The 1,288-nt window shown below is 57.1% G+C and carries 1 rRNA gene (cut by a window edge); it reads left to right on the top strand.

Going from position 1 to position 1,288, the window contains the following annotated elements:
* Positions 1-1,288: ribosomal RNA gene (locus AB0M87_RS33275) — 23S ribosomal RNA — on the top strand (its annotated part continues 1,272 nt past the right edge of the window); the annotation flags it as partial.

A 1,288-nucleotide genomic window follows, 5' to 3' on the forward strand; every position in this document is an offset into this window, starting at 1 on the left:
GTCGTGACTGCGTGCCTTTTGAAGAATGAGCCTGCGAGTTAGCGGTGTGTAGCGAGGTTAACCCGTGTGGGGAAGCCGTAGCGAAAGCGAGTCCTAATAGGGCGTTTGAGTTGCACGCTCTAGACCCGAAGCGGAGTGATCTAGCCATGGGCAGGTTGAAGCGGCTGTAAGAGGTCGTGGAGGACCGAACCCACCAGGGTTGAAAACCTGGGGGATGACCTGTGGTTAGGGGTGAAAGGCCAATCAAACTCCGTGATAGCTGGTTCTCCCCGAAATGCATTTAGGTGCAGCGTCGTGTGTTTCTTGCCGGAGGTAGAGCACTGGATAGGCGATGGGCCCTACCGGGTTACTGACCTTAGCCAAACTCCGAATGCCGGTAAGTGAGAGCACGGCAGTGAGACTGTGGGGGATAAGCTCCATGGTCGAGAGGGAAACAGCCCAGAGCATCGACTAAGGCCCCTAAGCGTACGCTAAGTGGGAAAGGATGTGGAGTCGCAGAGACAACCAGGAGGTTGGCTTAGAAGCAGCCACCCTTGAAAGAGTGCGTAATAGCTCACTGGTCAAGTGATTCCGCGCCGACAATGTAGCGGGGCTCAAGCGTACCGCCGAAGTCGTGTCATTCCAGCACATACCCCCAACGGGGGCTGGGATGGGTAGGGGAGCGTCGTGTGCCGGGTGAAGCCGCGCCGGAAGGCAGTGGTGGACGGTTCACGAGTGAGAATGCAGGCATGAGTAGCGATACACACGTGAGAAACGTGTGCGCCGATTGACTAAGGGTTCCTGGGTCAAGCTGATCTGCCCAGGGTAAGTCGGGACCTAAGGCGAGGCCGACAGGCGTAGTCGATGGACAACCGGTTGATATTCCGGTACCCGCTTTGAAACGCCCAGTACTGAATCAGGCGATGCTAAGCCCGTGAAGCCGTTCCGGACCCTTCGGGGAATGGAAAGTGGTGGAGCCGGCGGACCAGACTTGTAGTAGGTAAGCGATGGGGTGACGCAGGAAGGTAGTCCAGCCCGGGCGGTGGTTGTCCCGGGGTAAGGGTGTAGGACGAACGATAGGTAAATCCGTCGTTCACATAGTCTGAGACCTGATGCCGAGCCGATTGTGGTGAAGTGGATGATCCTATGCTGTCGAGAAAAGCCTCTAGCGAGTTTCATGGCGGCCCGTACCCTAAACCGACTCAGGTGGTCAGGTAGAGAATACCGAGGCGTTCGGGTGAACTATGGTTAAGGAACTCGGCAAAATGCCCCCGTAACTTCGGGAGAAGGGGGGCCATCACCGGTGAGA

The organism is Streptomyces sp. NPDC051320 (assembly GCF_040682175.1).
Classification (GTDB): Bacteria; Actinomycetota; Actinomycetes; order Streptomycetales; family Streptomycetaceae; genus Streptomyces.